This is a genomic window from Pseudoalteromonas sp. PB2-1, from assembly GCF_045040605.1.
Taxonomy (GTDB): Bacteria; Pseudomonadota; Gammaproteobacteria; order Enterobacterales; family Alteromonadaceae; genus Pseudoalteromonas; species Pseudoalteromonas arabiensis.
On record NZ_CP090667.1, the window covers coordinates 1,950,121 to 1,971,977 of the forward strand.

The following is a 21,857-nucleotide window of genomic DNA, read 5'->3' on the forward strand; positions in this document are numbered from 1 at the left end:
TTACAACTGATCGGTTAGCAGTGAAATACCTTAGCAGGAAATGCCGTTTTATGCACTTTATCTTAACCTTGATGGACTGATAATGAACAAGTTTTTATTACTCTACCTGCATTTTAACAGCTTAAGCAATATATGGGCGAATAATCACGCCTTGCTCACCTTTCACTTCTTCCATAACTACATAAGTACGACTTTCACTGACATTAGGGAGCTTTAACAAGATATCCCCTAAAACATTGCGATACTCTGACATATCGTTAACACGTGTTTTTAATAAAAAGTCAAAGTTACCTGACACTAAGTGGCATTCAATGATTTCATCGTGTTTTTTTACAGCAGCATTAAATTCTTCAAATACATCGGGTGAGGTTTTAGTAATAGTCACTTCAACATAAACAGACAAACCTTGCCCAAGCTTAGCAGGGTCAACAACAGCTTTATAACCTACTATATAACCTTCCCTTTCGAGCTTCTTTACACGCTCTAAACAAGGAGTGGCACTTAGCCCTACACGCCTTGCTAACTCTACGTTAGAGATCCGACCATCAAGCTGCAATTCCATCAAAATTTTACGGTCAATTCTGTCAAGTAATTGATGCATAGTGCTAACCAGAGTTTTAAACCATTAAAAAATATATTTTAGATTATATCACTAGATAATACACAAAAAAAGGTGAGACACACTGCCTTGTCATGAATATAATAGTCGAAAATTTCATCCCGTTCTATTAAGGCGAAAAATTATGATTATTGGTGTACCTAAAGAAATTAAAAACCATGAATACCGTGTAGGTATGGTTCCTGCGAGTGTTCGTGAATTAGTAAACCATGGCCACCAAGTGTTTGTTGAAACTGATGCAGGTATGGGCATTGGCTTCACTAATGAAGACTATGTTATTGCAGGTGCTGAAATTCTTCCTACAGCAGCAGACGTTTTTGCTAAAGCTGAGATGATCGTTAAAGTAAAAGAGCCACAAGCTGTTGAGCGTGCAATGTTACGTGAAGACCAAATTCTATTTACTTATCTTCACCTAGCACCAGATCTTCCACAAACTGAAGACCTAGTTAAAAGTGGTGCAGTGTGTATCGCTTACGAAACAGTAACTGATGCACGTGGTGGTTTACCTCTTCTTGCTCCTATGAGTGAAGTTGCGGGTCGTATGTCTATTCAAGCGGGTGCACAGGCATTAGAGAAATCTAACCACGGTCGTGGTATGTTACTTGGTGGTGTACCAGGTGTTGAGCCAGCTAAAGTTGTTGTTATCGGCGGTGGCATGGTTGGTCGTAGTGCAGCGCAGATGGCTGTTGGCCTAGGTGCTAACGTGGTCGTTCTTGATCGTAATATCGATGTACTCCGTGCCCTAGACGCGCAATTTGGTAATAAAGTACAAGCGATCTACTCTACTGCTGACGCATTGGAAAAACACGTACTAGAAGCTGACCTTGTAATCGGTGGCGTATTGATCCCAGGTGCAGCTGCGCCTAAACTTGTAACTGCTGAGCACATTAAAGCAATGAAACCTGGTTCTGCAATCGTTGACGTTGCAATCGACCAAGGTGGTTGTATTGCAACATCTAAAGCAACAACTCACGCAGATCCTACATACATCGTTGATGACGTTGTTCACTACTGTGTTGCTAACATGCCAGGTGCTGTTCCACGTACTTCTACGTTCGCACTTAATAACGCGACATTACCATTTATCATCAACCTTGCTAACAAAGGCTACAAGAAAGCGCTTCTTGACGATGCACACTTCTTAAAAGGCTTAAACGTGATCAAAGGCCAAGTTACTTATAAAGAAGTAGCTGAAGCATTCAACATGGAATATGTTGACCCACGTACAGCGGTTGAAAATGCTTAATTAGCATTTTGACACAAAAAAAGCAGCGAATTCGCTGCTTTTTTTATACCTGTTTATTATTGAGATTAAATAAACCGCTTGATTATAAAGTCGACCTTTACACGCTTAGCTTGCCCAAGTAACTTTTTAACTGGCGAAGGATAATCGTCCATTGTTTCTAAATCCTGCGGCCCTGTCAGTCGACGACAGTGGGTTAAAATGGCTTTTTTCTCTTGCTCAATCTGTGGCAATATGCGTTGCTCAGGATCATCAATTAAAATACCATTCTCGATATCTAATCCCCACGCACGAGGGTTTAGATTATGACCACTCAATAAATGAGTACGATTATCTCTGCAAATTCCCTTCAAATGAAAAGAGTTGCTTTCATGCTTCCACAGATAGACATTTAAGTTGCCATTGACAATATGACGCTTTTGAGATTTTAAAAACTTATATAAAATCGTTTCATATAAATACGGTAATGCCCCAATTTTACTAAACGGCTCGCTGGGTGGAAGGTAAAAATCATTCGCCGTTTTATCGCCTACCACAATAGTCACTTGTTTACCTTGTTTTAATAATCGACGTAACGAACGCAGTAACGGCGCAGGAAAATTAAAATAGGGTGTGTACAGAACTAACTCTTGCTCTGTGGTATCAAACAAAGACTTTATTAAACGGTTTAGCTTATTACTACGGCGACCGAGGCCCAAAAATAGCCGAACCCCCAGTTGTGCAGAACTTGCTTCACTGGCACTGTTATAGCTGGCAGATTTAAGCTCTCGCATGAGCTGCTTTTGCGCTACTTTTATATCATTAAATTTTGTTAAGGGACGGCGATCGAGACGCGGGACAGCTTCAGAGCTCAGTAGGTACGTATGTATAAAATCAATAACCGAATTACATAAGCCAGCTTGATTAACAAGAAAATAACGGTCAAGGCGATATTTATCATCTTGTTGTAAGTAGACGTTGTTTAGGCTTGCTCCGCTGTAAAGCAAAGTGTCATCAATAACAAAACCTTTTAAATGTAGCACGCCAAATAGCTCTTTCGCCTTAACCGGCACACCATAAACTTGCACATTAGATTGAAACTCTTCAAGAAAGTCGCAATACATGCTGGCGTTACCCTCTGATTTTGCAGCGCCTATTAAACCTCGTTGCGCGCGATGAAAATCTACCAACACCTTTATATCTAATGCGGGATTAGCCAAAGATGCTTCATGTAAAGCGCTGAGTATTTCACGTCCTGCTTCATCATCTTGCAAGTACAACGCAGTAATATAAATTCTTTTTGTCGCTGTGCGAATTAGTCGTAATAACTCACTGCGATATTCTTTTGCATTGGTTAAGACTTTTATATCTTCTGTAGTCAGCCCAAATGCGGGCTTTTCCTGCCAAAATACCATAGTTGCCTGTTCGGTTGTTTAGCTCTTGTGTGTAAGCTAATATCAAAATTAGCTAAAACATACCAAAAAAAAATTGCTTGGTCATGAATAAACGTACTTTGTTGGTGCAATACATTGCTTTGTGATTATTTAATAACCAAAACCAAGCTTTAAACTCTACTAATAGAGTATTTACTTAATAAGTACGTACTGCTGTTTTGACTCGTATATTTACTTATACATACTTTTTAAGTAAGGATTATTTGACAGCTTTGCGATTTCTGCAAAAAAATAATCGGCCCTTTTGTTTACATCCGCCTTGTTTTTCTTAGAATCGGGCGCATTAACAATCGTATTAAAACGTATTTAGGAAAAACCATGACGAACGCAAAACATTGTAAACTTCTCATTCTAGGCTCTGGCCCTGCTGGTTACACCGCAGCTGTTTACGCTGCCCGTGCCAACCTTAATCCGGTTCTTATTACCGGCATTCAACAAGGTGGACAATTAACAACCACTACAGAAGTTGAAAACTGGCCGGGTGATGCTCATGGTCTAACGGGTCCTGCGTTAATGGATCGAATGAAAGAACATGCTGAGCGCTTTGAAACAGAAATTGTTTTTGATCATATTAACAAAGTAGATGTATCTAAACGCCCTTTCACATTAACTGGTGACTCTGGTACGTATACGTGCGACGCTCTTATTATTGCAACAGGTGCTTCGGCAAAATACTTAGGCTTAGAATCTGAAACGAACTTTCAAGGCCGTGGTGTTTCAGCGTGTGCAACCTGTGATGGTTTCTTTTATCGCGGTCAAAAGGTAGCGGTTGTTGGTGGTGGTAATACGGCTGTTGAAGAGGCGTTATACTTATCTAATATCGCAGAAGAAGTTCATGTAATTCATCGTCGTGACAGCTTCCGTAGTGAAAAAATCTTATCCGATCGCTTAAAAGAGAAAGCGCAGAACGGTAATGTAGTTTTACATTATAACCGTACTTTAGACGAAGTATTAGGCGATGAAATGGGTGTGACAGGTATCCGCATCAAAGCTACAGATTCGCAAGAAACAGAGAACCTTGACCTTGTTGGTGTGTTTATCGCAATCGGTCACAAACCAAATACCGACATGTTTGAAGGTCAGCTTGAAATGAAGGACGGCTATTTAGTTGTTGAATCTGGCTTAAACGGTAACGCAACACAAACAAGCGTACCAGGGGTGTTTGCTGCAGGGGATGTGTCTGATCACATTTACCGTCAAGCTATCACTTCGGCAGGTACAGGTTGTATGGCAGCACTTGATGCAGAGCGTTTCTTAGATAACCTATAATTTTTTTAATCTAACACAATAAATTTAGGGGCTGTTATCAACAGCCCCTTTTTTATAACTAAGATTTTGTTAAAATTAAGCTAAATAACAATGATAACGCAATATGATCAAGCAACTATACCAACTCTCAGCCGAGAGTGTTGATTTTCCAAACCCTGAATTTGCGCTTGACGAGCCAGATGGCTTATTAGCTATTGGTGGCGATTTATCCGTTGAACGCATCAAAAATGCTTACAAAAATGGCGTTTTTCCATGGTTTAGTGATTATGAGCCGATTATGTGGTGGTCGCCTAGTATGCGTGGTGTTATCGAGTTGGACGAATTTCACGTGAGTCGAAGTTTGAAAAAACATTTGAAGCGCACTCCTGTTCGCGTCACGGTCAACCAGGCGTTTGCACATGTTATCAATGCCTGTCGAGAGCAGCGCTTAGATGCTGAAGGTACGTGGATCACTGAACAAATGATGCATGCCTACATCGAAGCACATCATCAAGGTATCGCACATAGCCTTGAAATTTGGCAAGATAACCATTTGGTCGCTGGCCTTTATGGCATTATGCAAAACGGTATATTTTGTGGCGAATCAATGTTTCATCATACATCCAATGGTTCGAAGTTAGCTATGTGGGCGCTTGTGAATTGGTTAAAAAAACATAATGCACATTTTATTGATTGCCAACTTGAAAACCCTTATTTGATAACGCTAGGTGCAAAAGTTATCCCGCGGACTGAATTTTTAACTAGACTTAAACTAGCCCAACACTATGGACCAACATCGCACATGTGGCAACCGCAAGAGTTGATAAATATTTATGACTGAGCATTTACCCACTAGGCTAGGTTTGAGCCAGCAATTTGATTGCAGTTATTTACCAAACCGCCAAGAACAACTGTTAGTTATTCTTGATCCAAGCTGTTACTGCGCTGAGAAGTTTGAGCAACTACTCGCGCTAGGATTTAGGCGCAGTGGCGATCAAATTTATCGACCGCACTGTCCAGTATGTAATGCATGTAATTCTATTCGGGTGCTAGCACAATCATTTCAACCCTCAAAATCACAAAAGCGTAAACTAAACAGAGCGAAAAAAATCTTTACTGTGAGTTATAGTGAGTATGAACGAGCAGACTATTACCCTCTTTACTGCAAGTACATAACGCAGCGCCATCAAGATGGCTCAATGTACCCACCAGAACAAAATCAGTACGAAAGTTTTTTATTCTGTCAGTGGTTACCTATCACATTTATTGAGCTACGTGATGGCGACAAACTTGTCGCGGTAGCTGTTACTGATAATATGGATAATGCCGTCTCTGCTATTTATACGTTTTTTGACCCTGACTACGAATCGTACAGCCTCGGCAGTGTAATGATCATGCACCAAATAGAATTTGCAAAGCAACAACAAAAACAATTTGTCTACTTAGGTTATCAAATAGACGAATGTAATAAAATGAAATATAAAACCCAATTTTTGCCAGCACAAAAGCACATTGGCGATCAGTGGTTGGCGATTTAATTTACAAAATTAAGCCCTGTAGCTTTACTTATTGCTGTATTTTCGGCAAAATCTGCAGCGTTTAACTATTAAAGAGGTGTTACGCTAAACATGGCGAAAGAAGACGTAATCGAAATGCAAGGGACAGTCCTTGATACTTTACCAAATACAATGTTCCGAGTTGAGCTAGAAAATGGTCACGTTGTTGTGGCTCATATCTCTGGTAAAATGCGCAAAAACTATATCCGCATCTTAACTGGCGACAAAGTAACCGTAGAAATGACTCCTTACGATTTATCGAAAGGTCGCATCGTATTCCGTGCTCGCTAGTGCGTTAACGAGAGATTTAGCTTTTTGCTGCTTTGAATGAGCAGATGTGTTTATTACAAAGAGCTAAAAGCGTTTGTTAAATGGTGTTAAAACTAGTCTTAGTTTTAATTCCATTTAATAAACAAAAAGCCCAGCATTTGCTGGGCTTTTTTGTTGCCTGTTTTAGGCTGTTTCTAAGCTTGTTTCATATTCAAAGTGAATTTTCTTATCCTTAACAGAGACTTTGACAGAGCCCCCATCTGATAACTCACCAAATAATATTTCATTAGCAAGTGGCTTTTTAAGCTCCTCTTGGATAACGCGAGCCATCGGACGCGCCCCCATAGCTTTGTCGTAGCCTTTATCAGCTAACAGCTCTCGTGCCTTAGAAGTCAGCTCCAAATTAACTGATTTCTTATCAAGTTGTGCTTGTAATTCAACAATAAACTTATCAACCACTTGAAGGATCACCTCTTTCTCAAGATGGTTGAACCAAATAATATTATCTAAACGGTTTCTAAATTCTGGTGAGAATACCTTGTTAATTTCACTCATTGCATCGTGTGAGTGATCTTGCTCAGTAAAGCCTATTGATTTACGCACTGTCTCTTGCACACCTGCATTTGTGGTCATCACCAATACAACATTTCTAAAATCAGCTTTGCGGCCGTTATTATCAGTTAATGTACCGTGGTCCATAACTTGTAATAAGATGTTGTAAATATCAGGGTGTGCTTTTTCGATTTCATCAAGCAGCACCACTGCATGGGGGTTTTTGATAACCGCTTCAGTCAATAGACCACCCTGCTCAAAACCGACATAACCTGGAGGCGCACCAATTAAACGGCTAACTGCATGACGCTCAACATACTCAGACATATCAAAGCGAATAAACTCAACGCCCATACACTTAGCTAGTTGTTTAGTCACCTCTGTTTTACCAACCCCCGTAGGACCAGCAAATAAGAACGAGCCCACCGGCTTATCTTCATTCGCAAGACCTGAACGAGATAAACGGATAGCAGAGGTGAGCGCGTCAATTGACTGGTCTTGTCCAAACACTAACATTTTTAAGTTACGGTCAAGGTTTTTCAACGTCTCTTTATCACTTGAAGACACGCTTTGCTGTGGAATACGTGCCATTTTCGATACGATCAGTTCAATATCGGATACGCCAATCGTTTTCTTACGTTTTGATATAGGCTGTAAACGCTGATTGGCTCCTGCCTCATCAATAACATCAATCGCTTTATCTGGTAAGTGACGTTCATTAATATATTTAGCACTTAGCTCTGCAGCTGCTTTGAGCGCTTTTTGTGTATAACGAATGCCATGATGTTCTTCATAACGCTCTTTCAAACCATTAAGAATCTTAGTGGTGTCTGAAACACTTGGCTCAAGAACATCAATTTTTTGAAAACGACGTACTAGTGCACGATCTTTTTCAAAGATATTTTTAAACTCGTTATAAGTGGTAGAGCCCATGCATCGCAGTTTACCACTTGAAAGTAGCGGTTTAATTAGGTTAGAAGCATCCATTACGCCACCTGATGCCGCTCCAGCACCGATGATGGTGTGAATCTCATCGATAAATAGAATAGACCCAGGTTTTGCTTGCAGCTCTTTGAGCAGTGATTTAAAGCGTTTCTCAAAATCACCGCGGTATTTTGTACCGGCCAGTAATGCACCCATATCAAGTGAATAAACAACCGCATCAGCAATTACTTCAGGCACTTCTTTGTTGACAATACGATAAGCAAGACCTTCAGCAATGGCCGTTTTACCTACCCCAGCTTCACCAACAAGCAGCGGATTATTTTTCTTACGACGACATAAAACTTGAACAGTACGCTCAACTTCACTGTCTCGCCCAACCAGTGGATCAATATTGCCATCAATCGCTTGTTGGTTGAGGTTTGTTGTGAAGTTCTCGAGCTTAGTCGGCTCTTCACCTTGAACTTCTTGTACCTCTTCATGGATATCATCATGGTCTTCACCGCCAATTTCATCATCAGCTTTGGAAATACCATGAGAGATAAAGTTGACTATATCAAGACGATTTACATCCGCTTTTTTCAGTAAATAGACGGCTTGGCTTTCTTGCTCAGAAAAGATAGCCACCAGCACGTTAACGCCAGTAACTTCATTTTTACCTGATGATTGTACATGGAATACAGCACGTTGCAGAACGCGCTGAAAACCTAACGTTGGTTGTGTTTCACGGTCTTCTTCTAAATCAGGAATAACAGGCGTCGTTTCATCGATAAATTCAGATAACTCGACTTTTAAAGTGCCCATATCTACGCCACACGCATTGAGCGCTTCTCCAGCAGAAGGGTTATCGAGCAGTGCAAGTAAAAGGTGCTCGACGGTCATAAATTCATGGCGGCGTGTTCTCGCTTCGCGAAACGCCGCATTTAAGGTTAGTTCTAAGTCTTTGTTTAGCATTGGCAACCCCTTACTGAGATAATATTTATATACCGTTGTGATGGGCTAAATGTTCACCCTACCTTGGTATTTATTCCTGCTCACAACTACATAGCAGTGGATGCTCGTTATCGCGTGCGTAACGATTAACCTGCTCAGCTTTGGTATGTGCAACATCGGCGCTATAAACACCGCAAATTGCTTTACCGTTATGATGAACCTGAAGCATCACATCTGTTGCTCTTTCGCTATCCATATTAAAAAACGTCATTAGTACTTCTATCACAAAGTCCATAGGCGTGTAATCATCATTATTCAAAATGACTTTATATTTTCGCGGTGGTTGCAGTTTTTGCTTCTCACTATCGCGAACCGTTTCAATAACACCAGAATCTTTCATGCCACTCATAATTAAATATAGTCTTGTCTTTAGAACTCAAGCAAACTTGAATAAAAAAATAAATAAATTGTTAAAAAATAGTTCAAAACACTTGACTGATTGACTAAATAAACTACAGTCAAAGATAGATTGATTAAACCTTAGTCAGTCTAGCAAATTACACGGTTTAGAATAACTAAATTAGTCAACTTATAGAAGGATGTAGAAGTATGGCTTGTGGAAAAGTCAAATGGTTCAACAATGCCAAAGGTTTTGGCTTCATCGTAGAAGACGGCAGCGAGACTGATATATTCGCTCATTACTCAACGATTGTAATGGACGGTTATAAAACACTTAAAGCTGGTCAAGATGTAACATTCGAATTGCAACAAGGTCCAAAAGGGTTACACGCAACGAATATTGCCCCTAACGATGAGCTATCTTAGGTAAAACCTGTTCGAGTACCAAGCGAGCGACCTTGTTAAGATCCTCGCTTACTTCTCTCCCCTAATGTTTCTGATATGACCTTGAAAATCTATTTTTCAACCCCACTTCTACTTTCATTAATAGCTATTTGACGACAAAATTGTTGAATTGTTATTAGCCCTTTAGAGTCAAGCTTGTTACACTCTTGTTGCTTAAATTTAGCGATTTAGTCAATTTTGACTAAGGCTAATGGCTAATTTTATTTTGTCAGCTATTAAGCTAAAAAATCTTACAGTCTGTCAGTTGTGACTATTTTGATAGCCAATATTAAGTAGTAACACCTAACAGACTGATTGCTATTTCATAGCAGTAAATTTGCATTGTTGAATATGGCTAATTAAGGGGGGCTGTCCACAGCTTAACCAACCATTACGCCAACTATCTAGGAATGATGATGACATCAAAAATTATCTATACTAAAACAGATGAAGCGCCAGCATTGGCAACATATTCATTGTTACCCATTATCCAAGCTTACACTAACGCAGCTGGTGTTGAAGTTGAGACGCGTGATATTTCATTAGCGGGCCGTGTAATTGCTAGCTTCCCAGAATACCTAACGGAAGAGCAACGCATTAATGATGCCCTAGCTGAATTAGGTGAAATGGCTAAAACACCTGAAGCCAACATTATCAAGCTGCCAAATATCAGCGCGTCAATTCCACAACTACGTGCCGTAATCAAAGAGCTACAAGAAAAAGGCTATGCCCTGCCTGACTATCCTTCTGAGCCAAAAACAGACGAAGAGAAAAAAGTTAAAGCAACTTACGACAAAATTAAAGGCAGTGCTGTAAACCCTGTACTTCGTGAAGGTAACTCTGATCGCCGCGCACCAAGCTCAGTGAAAGAGTATGCTCGCAATAATCCACACTCAATGGGTGCATGGAGCAAAGACTCTCAATCTTACGTTGCAAGCATGGAAGACGGTGACTTCTTTGGTTCTGAGCAATCAGTAACGGTAGCAGAAGCAACTGATGTACGTATTGAGCATGTTGCTGAAAATGGTGATATCACCGTTCTTAAAGCAAGCACACCATTACTCGCGGGTGAAGTAATTGACGCTTCTCGCATGAGTGCTGCTAAGCTTCAAGCTTTCCTTGCAAAAGAAATTCAAGCAGCAAAAGACAAAGGCGTGTTGTTCTCATTACACATGAAAGCAACGATGATGAAAGTGTCTGATCCAATCATCTTCGGTCACGCTGTTAAAGTATTCTTTAAAGACGTATTTACAAAACACGCTGATCTTTTCAAAGAGCTAGATGTTGACGTAAACAACGGTTTTGGCGATGTTTTCTCTAAAATTGAAAGTTTAGATGCTGCTAAAAAAGCAGAAATCGAAGCTGATATCCAAGCAGTTTATGACAACAACCCAGCTATTGCGATGGTTGACTCTGACCGTGGTATCACTAACCTTCATGTTCCAAGTGATGTGATCATCGATGCGTCAATGCCTGCTGCAATTCGTTCAAGCGGTCAAATGTGGAACAGCGAAGGCAAATTACAAGACACGAGCTTTGTCATTCCAGATCGTTGTTACTCAGGTGTTTACCAAGCAACTATCGACTTCTGTAAAGAACACGGTGCATTCGATCCAACAACAATGGGTAGCGTGCCTAATGTTGGCTTAATGGCTCAAAAAGCAGAAGAGTACGGTTCACATGATAAAACGTTTGAAGTAGCTGATGCCGGTACTATTCGTGTTGTTGACACAAATGGCAACACGTTACTTGAACACGCTGTTGAGCAAGGCGATATCTGGCGTATGTGTCAGGTGAAAGATGCACCAATTCAAGATTGGGTTAAGCTTGCAGTTAACCGTGCTCGTGCAACAGGCACGCCAGCAGTTTTCTGGTTAGACGAAAACCGCGCACACGATGCACAGTTAATCAAAAAAGTGAATGCATATTTACCAAACCATGATACTGATGGTCTAGACATTCGTATTCTTGCGCCACTAGAAGCAACTCAATTCTCATTAGAGCGCATCAAAGAAGGTAAAGACACAATTTCTGTTACAGGTAACGTTTTACGTGATTACCTAACTGACTTGTTCCCAATTCTTGAGCTTGGTACCAGTGCGAAAATGCTGTCTATCGTACCTCTTATGAATGGTGGTGGTTTATTCGAAACGGGTGCAGGTGGTTCAGCGCCTAAGCACGTTCAACAATTCGAAAAAGAAAACCACTTACGTTGGGATTCATTAGGTGAATTCTTAGCACTTGCTGCTTCTTTAGAGCACCTAGCGGTTAATACTGGTAACAAGAAAGCACAAGTTCTTGCTGATACGCTAGACAAAGCAACAGGTACTTTCCTTGCTGAAAACAAATCACCTTCGCGTAAAGTGAAAGAGATTGATAACCGTGGTTCACACTTCTTCCTATCATTATTCTGGGCACAAGAACTTGCTGCACAAGATGATGACGCAGAATTAAAATCACAGTTCACACAAATCGCTGCTGATCTTGAGTCTCAAAAAGACCAAATCGTTAAAGAATTAAACGATGCGCAAGGCCCTGCGATGAATGTGGGTGGTTATTATCAGCCAAATGACGATGCGGCATTCAAAGCAATGCGTCCAAGCACGACATTTAATGATATTTTAGCTAAGTTAGTTTAGTTTTAATCTGTTATAAGGCGCTTGATAAGCGCCTTTAACTGATATGAAAAAGGCCGCATTGCGGCCTTTTTAGTTTGTTAGCTAATGCGCTTATTTTGTATAAGCTCGAGGCATAGCTGAATCTGTTGTGTAACGCTCACGTAGTTTATCTTGACGCGCTTCGGTAGAAACCTCTTCACCATTGATCCACATTTTGCTCACGTGTGAGTTAAGCTCAAAAGGATCGGCAGACCACATAACGAGGTTGGCACGTTTACCTGTTGCAATAACACCGGAATTCAGCCCAAATACATCGGCAATATTACTCGTTACTGCACTCAAAGCACCCTGTTGAGTCATACCGTAAGATACAGCGTTACCTGCATCAAAACGTAATTGGTATACATTGTGGCTTGAGTCACCGGCAACACCAATAATCACTTTGACACCGGCTTTTTCAAGCTTACCTGCATTAGCAAGGTTTGCATGTAATGAGTCAAAGCTCCCTGGTAAGTTAGCCATTGAACTGATGATCACGGGCACATTAGCTTTTGCTAGCGTATCCGCAACCACAACAGCATCATCACCGCCATGAATCACTAAATTAATACCATAGGTTTCTTTTAGCTTAACAAGTGAATAAATATCTGACGCGCGTTGAACACTGGCAATCAGCGGCATGTCACCAGCAAGCACTGCTGCTAGCACTTTTTGCTCTGTTGAAGGCTCTTTTTTGTCATCTTTTTTAGCTGACTTTTCACCTTCAAGCTTATCGATAAGTGTTTTCATTGACATTGCACGAGAGCCCTTGCTCTTTTCACCTAGGTGAACAACAAGTGCAACTTGCTTTTTATTAACACTTTCAAAACTACCCGATAAATCAACCACAGATGCAAGGCCAGCAAAGATACTTTCACCGCCATTAGGGACAATTACATCTTGAGTAATGCCACCTTTGCGGGCATAAGGAATTAAGCTGCTACGTGGGTTAAACGCAAGACTTGGGTCAAAATCGATAGTTGCTTTATCATCGCTTCCGTCACGTGAGCCTGCAACAGCACCCACCTCAACTAAGCCAAGTTGGTTCATTGTGCCGATAAACCCAGCAGTTACGATTTGGCCTTTTGCGTCAATAGTTGTATCTGCGTTGATAGATGTCGGGTTAATTGCAACAATTTTGTCACCATCAATAACAACGCTTGCGCCTTCTAGCACACCTTGCTCTGTTGAAGTGTGTAATGTTGCATTTACAATTGCCACAGATGCAGCACTTGCTGTCGCAGAAAATAAGCCAGCAGCAACAAGTGACAGCTTTAATGATTTAGTTAATTTTGTCATCAATGTTACTCCTATTTTTGACCTAGCATGAAATCACTTTGTGCTTGGTATTTATCATCGTTACGATCATAAACTTTGGCACCATCGATAAATACTTGCTCAGCTTTTGCATACACACTAAATGGGTTTTGATTCCAGATAACAACATCAGCTTGTTTACCAGATTCAAGTGATCCTGTTTTGTCATCGATACCCAGCGATTTAGCCGCATTTGAGGTGATCCACTTAATTGCATGTTGTTCAGAGATGTCATAACCAACATCGTTTGCGCGATACATAACTTTACCAGCTTCTTGGTTTAGACGTTGAATGGTAGTATCCGAGTCTGAATGAACAACAGCACATGAGTTTTTAACTGCATCGACAATTGCCACGTTCTCCTGAACCATGTCATAGGCTTCCATCTTAAAACCCCACCAATCTGGCCAAAGTGCTGCACAGTTACCGTTTTCAGCGAGTAAATCAGCTATTTTGTATGCTTCGACACCGTGATGGAAAGTACCTGAGTGATAGCCAAATTCTTTGCCAAGGTCAATCATCATGGCCATTTCTTCTGCTTTATAGCAATGGTTATGAATGAGTATGTCGCCCTCAAGTACACCTGCTAGGGTATCTAGCTTAATGTCACGATGTGGTACTTCTGGGTTCTTACCCGCGTCATAATCACTGTCGTATTTATCCCATTGACGTTTATATTCAGCGGCTTCAATCCATGCTGTACGATACCCTGCCATATTCCCCATACGCGTAGATGGCAAAACACCTTTGCTACCATAAACACGTTTCGGGTTTTCGCCACACGCCATTTTTAAACCATAGGGTGCATCAGGAAATTTCATACCTTGCATTGTATGCGAAGGAACATTTTTAAGGGTTACACCACGACCACCAATCAAGTTTGCTGAGCCTGGTAGAATTTGTAATGACGTAATACCGCCCTCACGAGCACGATTAAAACCAGGGTCTTGTGGCCAAACAGAGTGCTCAACCCACACCTCTGCAGTCACAGGGCTGGTCATTTCATTACCATCTTGGTGAGATGCCACCGATGGGGTTGGGTATGCACCTAAATGTGAGTGAACATCTATAATCCCAGGTGTTACCCATTTACCTTGTGCATCAATTGTTATATCAGCTTGAACACTTAACCCCTTACCAACTTGTTGTACTTTACCGTCAACAAAATAGACATCAGCCTCGTCTAAACGCTCACCGGTTCCTGTTAATACAGTCGCATTGGTGATAAGGGTACTCGTTGAAGCAAGTGGCTTATAAGTGCTTGGATATGGATTTTTATTAATTGAGACTCTTGGGTCTTGTGGGCCATTATCTTGACAGCCGGCTAACACGACACCAAGCGCAATGACCAACACTGATGGAGCAAATTTTTGCATTATGTTGTTTCTCCTTTTTATTATTCATTTACTTTAACTAAATGTTAATTTTAATGCGAACAAAAGAGGCTAATCACCATTTATTAAGATGAATAACGAACCTGAGCTAGACTACTTTTTTATATAGTTAATATAAAGCTGCTCCAATGCCCCTTCAGTTGTTAACGTTGGATCTTTATTGATGAAATGTTTCACTGTTCGGGTAACAAAATCAGAGTTTTGTTTGTGTTGCTTAGCAAAACTTTTTATTAAGGTGTCTGCGTCACTGGCAGCGGTTACTCTATCATGGCGATGCCTGTATTGGCTTAAAGCACGGTTAAAATCACCGTTATAATCTTCTACCACCAGCTTATAAAATTCACTTCGATCGACACCTAGATCATTAATGCAATAATTGAGTGCGTCTTTAAAGTCATAAAATGTCTTACCTTGGACATCAAATTCTGCACGTTTTTCGCGTACAGTAACGCTGGCATCTTCAGTCGCGTAACTATAACCTTGAAAAGCTAAACGCTCAGCCGCCTCTGCACCTAGCTTCATACCGGCCCGAATACTATGAACAAACTCATCACTCATATCATCAAGTTCACTTTCATGCCACATATGGAAAATGCGTAGTGCCTTAGCGTACTTGGTTGTTATTTTCTTTTTCACTTTTACAAAACGTGCATCAATAGTGAGTACACGTTCATTATGCAGTAACGCAAAGCATTCATAGCAGGCTGGAATAGAGATAAACTCAGCGTCCTCTCCTAGATCAACAATACTTTGCAGCATATGCAGTGGCGGACAATAATCACGCTCAGTTGCTTCACAGCCGCAGTAGAAACACTGATTAAAGTGTTTTGAGTTTACTGCATAAGCTTGTTGATAATAGCCAGATAGTTTTTTAGTCACTTATTCTCCTCACGTTTTAATCGGCGTTGTAAAACTGATTTAGCGCTAGTGTAAATACTCAAATGTAAGTATGAAGTAAAAACCATACATTAAACCCATCGCCATTTCGCTTTTTCAATTCAAAGGCAGAAATACTTTTCGTTAATTGTGTCAAAAGTAATACTTAATATACTAATTTTTCAGTGGGTTAGTTTAATTTATACATATCTTCATACTTACTTACATCTTATCGATTTTCATTAACAGCAACCAGATAGAGATACGTTAATAATTAAGGTGTTCTAACCAAATGGGATAAACATTCAACCCCTTTAATCGCTAAGACTTCAACCGGAGAGAAATATGAATACGTTAACAACACTTGGAACAGCGCTTATTATTGGCTCATCAGTGATTACTTTTGATACAAGTGCAGCGCAATTTGTAGCTGCAGATGATTCACCTGGCACGCAAACGTGTATGGCAATTGCGTCAAACAATCGTTTAGATCTTGTGCATAAAATGCGAGACTTAGGCATCAATAGGCGTGTAATTTCAGACAAGCTTCTATGTAATAATATGTCTACTGCAAAATTTGCGAGTATCTATGGCTTCAATAAGACAGCAAAGTAATCTAAAATTAGAATCGACCCAAACAAGCATTCATGACTTGGCAAAAACAACTGATGACACTGTTATTGTTATTGCCGGCTCTAAATAAAAGCCACTGAGCAACAGCTTTTATATACCTGTTGCTCACCTTTAAATAAGTGCTGCTAGTAAGCCAAATAGGCCTCCAAAAACGCCACCCCAAATCACTAACCAACCTAAATGCTCTTTAATCATTGTTTGAATAATATTTTTTACCATTGTGGGTGTAAGCTCATTTAAACGATCATCCACTAGCGCTTCAACTGTCGTATGTAGTGAGCTACCAATATGCGAACTAGCAAACAGTTTTTCATCTAAAATCGCTTTAAACTCATCACTATGTGAAATGTCAATCACCGCCTCTTTCATTTTCACGATGAACGGCTCACGCATTGGCTCTAAAGCCTCTCGGCCACCGAACATTCCTAACATACTGCCAAATTGAGAAGCTTCAATCACTTCGATTAATGAGTCATAAGCGGGGCTCAGGTTCACATGTGCTATCACAGGCTCAAGGTCAATATTGGGCTTTGCCATTGCCATTACTTGGTCAATTTTTTGCTCAGTAAAGAACTCTGTCATAACCAAGTTTTTAATCGCCACTTTAAACGATTCAAATTTAATTGTTATAACACCGGAACCATATAAAAACGGGACCTTTTCAAACAACATATGAATTGCAACCCAGTTTGTTACAGCGCCCGACAAGGCAAATAAACCCACTGATAAAACAATTTCATTGTCTAGCAAGAAGCCCAACAATACTAAAATCGCAGCGACAAGATTAGTCACAAGACTTTTGTTCATTCAATTCCCCAGAAAATCTTATTAATCTTGATAATATTAACGCTATGGGTTTGTTAATTCATTGTCTTTTTGCCATAGTTTAATTAGATGGTCAAAAGGTGAGCAAAACCTATGTGGAATTCAGTGAATGAGCAAATCAGCCAAGCAATGCACTTTGACTTTAAACATACTTTCAAACGCCAATTGCAATCACCTAATAACGATAAATACTTTGAACTTGCCAATGATTCACATCGTTACTTTGTCAAAGTTGCACATGTCAGTGAATTAGATCGCCTCGAATGTGAAGCATTTAATCTTAAACTTCTAACCCAAGAAAGCCTGTTCATGATTCCCGACTGCATCACAGTTGGCAGTAATATTGAGTTTTCATTTATAGTGCTTGAGTGGCTTGAACACGACAAACAACCTCATGATTGTTGGCACATTATGGGGGAACACTTAGCAAACTTACATAAAAAACACACACAAGCCATGTTTGGCTATGATAATGACAACTTTTTAGGTCCGACAGTGCAACCGAATAGATGGCATAAAAAGTGGGATGTATTTTTTGCTGAGGAGCGCATTGGTTGGCAACTTCAATTGCTTCAAGAAAAAGGTATAGAGCTCGTTAATCAAGATATGTTTATTGCTTTTATAAAAGACATGCTACACGGCCATCTAGTAGAGCCATCTTTGCTACACGGTGATTTTTGGCGCAGGAACATGGGATTTATTCATGCTGTTCCAAGCATTTACAATCCTGCCTGTTATTATGGTGATCGGGAATGCGATATTGCCATGAGTGAGTTATTCGCCCCGCTCCCAGACGCATTCTACAGTGCATACGATAGCCAGTACCCGCTACAAAATGGTTATCAGCAACGCAAACAAATTTATCAACTTTACCCTATTTTAAATAATGCGAATATTTTTGCTGGTCACTATCTGACTGAAGCTAAACAACAAATTAATTTACTCCTTAAATAATCTCCTTGCCGCTGTAAAGCAAATGTCATAAATGCAAAATCAGAACTATAATTTGCCTTAGAACATGTTCAAATACAGGTGCTAGCCACTTGTTTATTAGCTGGCTAGTAAGTTATATCAATCGTATTAAATATAAATTCATTTTTGATGGGTTAGAGTTTAATAAAGATTGCAATTTAACTAATTCAGGCATGCCTGATTAAGGTAAAAGCTGATGAAAAATCATTTCACACAACGTATTTCATGCCCTCATTGCGGTCACCATATTCATGTTGCACTAGATGCCAGTGATGGTGACCAAGATTACTATGAGGATTGCAGTGCATGCTGCAACCCTATTCATTTAAACATGCATATAGATTACGCACAGAACAAACTAGAGTTGCATGTTGATAGTGATGATGAACAAATTTTTTAATTTGCTTGCCGAGCCAAGTAGTTCTCAACAGTGTTGATGATAGTGTAGGTTTGCTGATCAACTTCGATATTGAGCCTATCACCAACACTATATCTATCTAAATTTGTAATAGCGAGAGTCTCTGGGATAAGGTGCAACCAAAAGCCCTTCTCATCGACCTCTCCTACTGTAAGACTTGCGCCATTTACACTTACAAAGCCCTTATATAAAACATACTTTTGCCAAGTGCTTTGTATTGCCAATTGGATTTTGCAGTTATCTTGTGTATGTTCAATAGCTAAAATTTCCGCCATGGTATGAATGTGACCAGACACTATATGACCACCAAGTTCTGTGCCAAAGGTCATAGAACGTTCAAAGTTGACCATATCATTTACTTTTAAAAGGCCTAAATTGGTTAACTTAAGGGTTTCATCTATTACATCGAAACTAATTATGGTGTTTTCTTGTGATACCTTTTCAAACTTTACAACCGTTAAACAACACCCATTGATAGCAATACTTGCACCAATTGCTAGGTTATTAGCATAAGCGTCCTTAACTTTTAAAGTAAGCCTTAAAACACCTTCTTGGTTTGCTATATGTTCAACTAACGCTTGGGTCTGTACAATTCCGGTAAACATAGATGTACCTTCTTTTCTTCACTAAATAAGTAACAGCGATTTTTATTGATCTATGAATAGATTACAATGGCTGCCTGTTTATTTAGTCGTGTATTTTATGTCTTTTTGTAGTTGGGAAGCCAAACGGTTAATTTCTCTAGCCATCCCTGTATTTTTGGCACAAGTTACCCTTATTTTGATGACGGTGGTAGACACTATTATGGCAGGGCAAGTTAGTGCGACTGATCTCGCTGCATTGTCTATCGCTACAGGTATTTGGAATCCACTAATGCTGGCATTACAAGGCATTCTATTAGCCCTTACGGGGATTATTGCTCAATTTGCTGGCTCCAACGACAAACAAGGGATTAGTCATTATTTTCAACAAGGCTTATACCTAGCGCTGGTATTGAGTGTTATTGGACTGGGGCTTGCCAGCCTTACCGACATAGTGCTGGTTCAGTTAAATACATCACCTGCAATTTTAACCCTATCAGAGCAATACATTTATTTTGTTAAGTGGGGGATTTTTGGCTTTTTACTATTTAGCGTATACCGGAATATAACCGAAGGTATGGGCATGACTAAGCCAGCTTTTTATATCAGTTTAATTGGCTTAGCAGTGAATATTCCGGCTAATTATATATTCATTCATGGAAAATTAGGCTTTGAGGCCTATGGCGGTGCTGGTTGTGGCATCGCGACCGCCCTAGTATTCAGCGCAATGGCGTTAACACAAGTTATATACTGCCACTTCAGTAAAAAAATTAATGCCAAATCATTGTTAGCAAACTTTGCCTTACCTAAAGTAACGACTATGTGGACAATTACAAAAGTGGGTATTCCAATTTCATTGGCAACTTTTTTTGAAGTGACTCTATTTGCGTGTATTCCTTTATTCATAGCGCATCTAGGGGCTGTTGCTGTAGCGGGTCACCAAATTGCTGCCAGTGTCACAACGTTGTTATTCATGATGCCGCTGAGCTTATCTATTGCGATTAGTATTCGCATTGGAAACCTATTTGGCCAAAAGCATTACGATCAACTTAAAAATGCTGTTAAAACCAGCTATATTTTAGCCGCAATAATTGCCTTTATATTAGCCACTGTGACTTTTTTTGCACGTGATGTGATAAGTCAATTATATTCTGATAACCCTGAAGTGCTCGCGCTTGCTTCATCAATCATGGTGCTTGCTTGTATCTATCAATTACCTGATGCACTACAGGTATCGGCTAATGGTATTTTGCGAGGATTAAAATACACTGCCCCCATTGGCTATATCACCTTTATATCTTACTGGTTGATCGGCTTTGCTCTTGGCTACGTATTTGCTCGTACAGATTTAATAGTGTCAGCAATGGGCCCACACGGCTTTTGGATTGGAATTATTGTAGGTTTAAGTGCTGCAGCTATTATGTTGATGTTTACAGTACATTGGCGATTTAACCATGCACCTTTTAAAAATGCCTAAAATTTTTTTGAAGCTCACTGTGATTACGGTGAGCTTCCTCGTCGTTGCTTGCTCTGAGTCTTCGGGAGAACTAAATCAAACCTATGCACAGAGGCTACACAATGTTCTTAAATTTAACGATTTTGAGCTAAAAAAGCCGACGACTTTCCCTGTTCAACATGACAAAGTCGATGCACATAATAGTACCACCATTGGCATGCTTGAGCTTGCTCAGCTTCAACAGTGTAAACTTGCAACCCTCATCGCTGAACACAACAATCAACTTGGCAAAACCGCTTCAGCTGCAAATATATTGAAATACCAAATAGATTTTATACAAAGTGCAAATACTTGCTTAGCAACCCTTGAGCAAAATGATGAGCTTTATAAAAAAATAGCATTCACAGCAGAGCAAAAAACAATCGCCCTGCCTACTTTTTTTAAAGCTATGCTCAACAACGAACCAGAATTTAAACAAACTTGGCAGCTAACATCTGTACACCTTGCAGAAGATACCGCGGGTTTTACTGAGACAGAACAGGCGATGAAAGAATTTGCCAAACTTGCTAAGCAGATAAATTCAGGTAATGTAAAAAATGTAGATACTGAGTCAATTGTTAAAAACTTACAGGTTTTGAACCAGTTCAATTACAATAAACTTTTAATATCAGCAGCAAGGACACAGATTAGTTATAATAACCAACTAACAAAACTTTTAACTCAGTTTTCAAGTAACGAGTTATGCCCTCTCAATAAAAATAAACAAAAAGCACGCACATTAAGTAATATCTTTAAAAAGTTTTATTTGCAGCAACTACAGCCCTATCAGTCATTTTTGACAGGTAAGCTAGAAGCTCTACAACCACTTTACCTGCAAGTGTGGGATGATACCTCAATGCATCATTATGTATCTGTTTCTGGCGAACATGCTATTTTAGAGCAGCTAAAGCAATCAGCAAAGAGCCACGTACAATGGTGGCAAAACTTTTATAAAGAGTGTGAAATTAGTCCGTTATGAATAAAAAAACAGCACTTAACACAAAAATAGCTAAACCTGCTTGATTCACACAACTAGTCGCTATATATTAG

Annotated in this window: 21 protein-coding genes; 12 read left to right on the top strand and 9 right to left on the bottom strand. The window is 39.8% G+C overall.

Annotated features, from left to right (window positions below):
* Positions 1-121: 121 nt before the first annotated feature.
* Positions 122-601: a leucine-responsive transcriptional regulator Lrp gene (gene lrp / locus L0Z67_RS09015; protein ID WP_062569178.1), complete on the bottom strand. Its 480-nt coding sequence runs from the start codon at positions 599-601 to the stop codon at positions 122-124.
* Between the two features lie 142 nt (positions 602-743).
* Between lrp and ald the strand changes: the two genes are divergently transcribed.
* A complete protein-coding gene (gene ald, locus L0Z67_RS09020) occupies positions 744-1,865 on the top strand; it encodes an alanine dehydrogenase (protein WP_062569179.1) in 1,122 nt (373 codons plus the stop codon).
* Positions 1,866-1,930: 65 nt separating this feature from the next.
* Here ald and pssA read toward each other — a convergent pair whose 3' ends face one another.
* Positions 1,931-3,256 (bottom strand): CDP-diacylglycerol--serine O-phosphatidyltransferase, encoded by a 1,326-nt coding sequence (pssA, locus tag L0Z67_RS09025; RefSeq protein ID WP_062569180.1) that lies wholly within the window; start codon positions 3,254-3,256, stop codon positions 1,931-1,933.
* A gap of 357 nt (positions 3,257-3,613) precedes the next feature.
* On the opposite strand from pssA, the gene trxB reads away from it, so the two are divergent.
* From trxB to infA, 4 genes are all read left to right on the top strand, one after another.
* The gene (gene trxB, locus L0Z67_RS09030; protein ID WP_405127874.1) at positions 3,614-4,564 is read left to right on the top strand and encodes a thioredoxin-disulfide reductase; all 951 of its coding nucleotides are present in this window, start codon (positions 3,614-3,616) and stop codon (positions 4,562-4,564) included.
* 103 nt (positions 4,565-4,667) lie between these two features.
* Entirely contained in the window at positions 4,668-5,384 is a 717-nt protein-coding gene (gene aat / locus L0Z67_RS09035) for a leucyl/phenylalanyl-tRNA--protein transferase (RefSeq protein WP_405127875.1), read from the top strand.
* A complete protein-coding gene (locus L0Z67_RS09040) occupies positions 5,377-6,081 on the top strand; it encodes an arginyltransferase (protein WP_193988871.1) in 705 nt (234 codons plus the stop codon). Before aat ends, L0Z67_RS09040 begins: the two co-directional genes overlap by 8 nt.
* A 90-nt stretch (positions 6,082-6,171) precedes the next feature.
* Positions 6,172-6,390, top strand: coding sequence for a translation initiation factor IF-1 (gene infA / locus L0Z67_RS09045; protein ID WP_002962494.1), 219 nt, complete (start codon positions 6,172-6,174; stop codon positions 6,388-6,390).
* Between the two features lie 162 nt (positions 6,391-6,552).
* Here infA and clpA read toward each other — a convergent pair whose 3' ends face one another.
* Both clpA and clpS read right to left on the bottom strand, forming a co-directional pair.
* A complete protein-coding gene (gene clpA, locus L0Z67_RS09050; RefSeq protein ID WP_130149974.1) occupies positions 6,553-8,817 on the bottom strand; it encodes an ATP-dependent Clp protease ATP-binding subunit ClpA in 2,265 nt (754 codons plus the stop codon).
* Positions 8,818-8,887: 70 nt separating this feature from the next.
* Entirely contained in the window at positions 8,888-9,196 is a 309-nt protein-coding gene (gene clpS / locus L0Z67_RS09055; protein WP_193988873.1) for an ATP-dependent Clp protease adapter ClpS, read from the bottom strand.
* Positions 9,197-9,405: 209 nt separating this feature from the next.
* On the opposite strand from clpS, the gene cspD reads away from it, so the two are divergent.
* Together cspD and L0Z67_RS09065 are read left to right on the top strand one after the other, a co-directional pair.
* Positions 9,406-9,621: a cold shock domain-containing protein CspD gene (cspD, locus tag L0Z67_RS09060; RefSeq protein ID WP_062569186.1), complete on the top strand. Its 216-nt coding sequence runs from the start codon at positions 9,406-9,408 to the stop codon at positions 9,619-9,621.
* 434 nt (positions 9,622-10,055) lie between these two features.
* The gene (locus tag L0Z67_RS09065) at positions 10,056-12,278 is read left to right on the top strand and encodes an NADP-dependent isocitrate dehydrogenase (RefSeq protein ID WP_062569187.1); all 2,223 of its coding nucleotides are present in this window, start codon (positions 10,056-10,058) and stop codon (positions 12,276-12,278) included.
* A 90-nt stretch (positions 12,279-12,368) separates the two neighbouring features.
* On the opposite strand, the gene L0Z67_RS09070 is transcribed toward L0Z67_RS09065, so the two are convergent.
* From L0Z67_RS09070 to L0Z67_RS09080, 3 genes are all read right to left on the bottom strand, one after another.
* Positions 12,369-13,595 (bottom strand): amidohydrolase family protein, encoded by a 1,227-nt coding sequence (locus tag L0Z67_RS09070; RefSeq protein WP_193988875.1) that lies wholly within the window; start codon positions 13,593-13,595, stop codon positions 12,369-12,371.
* 11 nt (positions 13,596-13,606) lie between these two features.
* Positions 13,607-14,989: an amidohydrolase gene (locus L0Z67_RS09075; protein WP_193988876.1), complete on the bottom strand. Its 1,383-nt coding sequence runs from the start codon at positions 14,987-14,989 to the stop codon at positions 13,607-13,609.
* A 111-nt stretch (positions 14,990-15,100) separates the two neighbouring features.
* Positions 15,101-15,886 carry a hypothetical protein gene (locus L0Z67_RS09080; RefSeq protein ID WP_062569190.1) on the bottom strand — a complete coding sequence of 262 codons (786 nt, stop codon included), beginning with the start codon at positions 15,884-15,886 and terminating at the stop codon, positions 15,101-15,103.
* Positions 15,887-16,228: 342 nt separating this feature from the next.
* Between L0Z67_RS09080 and L0Z67_RS09085 the strand changes: the two genes are divergently transcribed.
* Positions 16,229-16,498: a DUF3718 domain-containing protein gene (locus tag L0Z67_RS09085; protein WP_405127876.1), complete on the top strand. Its 270-nt coding sequence runs from the start codon at positions 16,229-16,231 to the stop codon at positions 16,496-16,498.
* A 129-nt stretch (positions 16,499-16,627) separates the two neighbouring features.
* Here L0Z67_RS09085 and L0Z67_RS09090 read toward each other — a convergent pair whose 3' ends face one another.
* The gene (locus L0Z67_RS09090) at positions 16,628-17,323 is read right to left on the bottom strand and encodes a DUF445 domain-containing protein (RefSeq protein WP_193988877.1); all 696 of its coding nucleotides are present in this window, start codon (positions 17,321-17,323) and stop codon (positions 16,628-16,630) included.
* Positions 17,324-17,434: 111 nt separating this feature from the next.
* Here L0Z67_RS09090 and L0Z67_RS09095 point away from each other — a divergent pair, with 111 nt between their 5' ends.
* Both L0Z67_RS09095 and L0Z67_RS09100 read left to right on the top strand, forming a co-directional pair.
* Entirely contained in the window at positions 17,435-18,295 is an 861-nt protein-coding gene (locus L0Z67_RS09095; protein WP_062569193.1) for a fructosamine kinase family protein, read from the top strand.
* Positions 18,296-18,509: 214 nt separating this feature from the next.
* On the top strand, positions 18,510-18,713 hold the full coding sequence (locus tag L0Z67_RS09100) for a CPXCG motif-containing cysteine-rich protein (RefSeq protein WP_062569194.1): 204 nt from the start codon (positions 18,510-18,512) through the stop codon (positions 18,711-18,713).
* On the opposite strand, the gene L0Z67_RS09105 is transcribed toward L0Z67_RS09100, so the two are convergent.
* On the bottom strand, positions 18,710-19,336 hold the full coding sequence (locus L0Z67_RS09105; protein WP_062569195.1) for a riboflavin synthase: 627 nt from the start codon (positions 19,334-19,336) through the stop codon (positions 18,710-18,712). The genes L0Z67_RS09100 and L0Z67_RS09105 overlap by 4 nt on opposite strands.
* Positions 19,337-19,433: 97 nt before the next feature.
* On the opposite strand from L0Z67_RS09105, the gene L0Z67_RS09110 reads away from it, so the two are divergent.
* Both L0Z67_RS09110 and L0Z67_RS09115 read left to right on the top strand, forming a co-directional pair.
* Positions 19,434-20,789: an MATE family efflux transporter gene (locus L0Z67_RS09110; RefSeq protein WP_405128716.1), complete on the top strand. Its 1,356-nt coding sequence runs from the start codon at positions 19,434-19,436 to the stop codon at positions 20,787-20,789.
* Positions 20,782-21,786 (top strand): DUF3080 family protein, encoded by a 1,005-nt coding sequence (locus tag L0Z67_RS09115; RefSeq protein ID WP_405127877.1) that lies wholly within the window; start codon positions 20,782-20,784, stop codon positions 21,784-21,786. Before L0Z67_RS09110 ends, L0Z67_RS09115 begins: the two co-directional genes overlap by 8 nt.
* Positions 21,787-21,857: the final 71 nt, after the last annotated feature.